Source organism: Pseudoalteromonas sp. PAST1 (assembly GCF_021532515.1).
Taxonomy (GTDB): Bacteria; Pseudomonadota; Gammaproteobacteria; order Enterobacterales; family Alteromonadaceae; genus Pseudoalteromonas; species Pseudoalteromonas simplex.
The window spans coordinates 1-1,738 of the sequence record NZ_JAKGBH010000119.1 but is presented as its reverse complement, the minus strand read 5'-3'; the positions used below and the strand labels follow the sequence as shown (position 1 = coordinate 1,738).

Here is a 1,738-nt window from a genome sequence, read left to right as displayed (position 1 = left end):
TGTATCTGTGGTGTCTAACGACTCTTGAACGACTTTTATTTTAAATTCGAGGGAATATCTACGCTGTGACTTTACTTTCATGATTACTGACTCCAAAAAGGTGTCTACTTTTATGGAGTCAGATCAGCGCGGTGTGGGGGTTTGGTGCTGCGTCTTCTTCTGCCGAAGGCTCTAGGCAAAGTGTACTTGTAGGTATGGCTTTAGCCATGAATGTGTTTGTTATAGTTTGAATTCGGCACTGAAGTGCCTCCTAAGGGGGTGTTGCTGAGGGAGACTCTGTACTAAACAACCCAACAGCGTGGTAATTCGTCATGCACAATGAAGATGTAAAGTTCATTAATAAAAGACGAATTAGCGCAAGGTGAAATAAGCCGTTTTATACAATTCCGCTTAAATATCTGATCTAATATAGGCTATATAAAATCACCGGTTAATAACATTGAATCCAAACATATCTGAACAGCTTTTAGCGCTTTCTCGTAAAGAACCAAACGCACGAAAACGCATGCGATTGCTCGCAGTGTCATTATTTTATGAGGGGAATAGCAGAACCGATATTGCAAAACGTCTAAACACAGCAAGAAGTAGTGTGAATAAATGGGTTTCTAGTTACCTAGAGCATGGGCTAGCTGGTTTAGACAATAAGCCCATTCAAGGACGTCCATCAAGATTACAACAGCGGCAACTTGAACAACTATCTGAGTTTATAAAGCGCACGAATACAGAACTTCGTGGTGGCCGCCTTACCGGTGAAGACATTGTGCATTACATTCATACTGAATTTGGTGTTCATTACCACTTAAATCATGTCTATAAAATTCTAAAGCAACTTGGCTTTAGTTGGATCACAAGTCGCTCTAAACACCCGAAACAATCATTACAGAGCCAAGAAGCTTTTAAAAAACTTCCAACTGGAAACGATCCTTCACACACCAGGACACCTTCCTCTTGATCGGATCGACGTATGGTTTCAGGACGAAGCACGATTTGGCCAGCAAAATCCGACTACGCGCATTTGGGCTGAAACAGGCACTCGGCCACGGATTGTAAAACAACAGCAATTTGACTATGGATACTTATTTGGCGCGGTATGTCCAGCGACAGGCCAAACAGAAGCGTTAGTAAGTCCATTTGTAAATAAAGAAGCGATGACGCAGCACATGCGCCAGATATCACACGCGACACCTGCTGGAAGACATGCTGTCGTGATCATAGATGGCGCAGGCTGGCACACATACGATACAGCTGCAGAATTTAAAAACCTAACGCTTATAAAGCTTCCACCTTATTCACCAGAGCTAAATCCAATAGAGCAAGTATGGAGTTGGATACGACAACATTGTTTATCAAATAGAGTGTTTTCAGGCTATGACGAAATTGTCGATGAAGTTTCAAAGGCGTGGAATCACTTTATTTCAATCCCGGATCGAGTAAGGAAAATGTGCAATCGGGAATGGATTAAATTGATTTAATCTTTATGCGGAATGGTATTAGAGATCGCTAACCTGTTAGACCAGTAGAGATTTTAAGAATTTTTAACCATGGGTTATGAAGAGGGTCACATGGATTGTGTTGGGTTTCGCTCCGCTCTACCCAACCTACCTGGCTGATAGCTCCAAACGCAAAAAAGCCCGACTCTTTCGAATCGGGCTTTCTCTTATTTGGAGCCTGGCGATGACCTACTTTCACATAGCAGCTGCTACACTATCATCGGCGCTGTTTCGTTTCACTACTGAGT

1 protein-coding gene is annotated in these 1,738 nt (G+C 42.5%); it reads left to right on the top strand.

All coding sequences use genetic code 11. The features are described 5' to 3' along the window. Positions 1–505 precede the first annotated feature (505 nt). A protein-coding gene (locus tag L1272_RS22915) for an IS630 family transposase (protein ID WP_442961852.1) occupies positions 506–1,472 on the top strand; the annotation gives its coding sequence in 2 pieces (ribosomal slippage) (positions 506–904 and positions 906–1,472; 966 coding nt in all). Positions 1,473–1,738 lie beyond the last annotated feature (266 nt).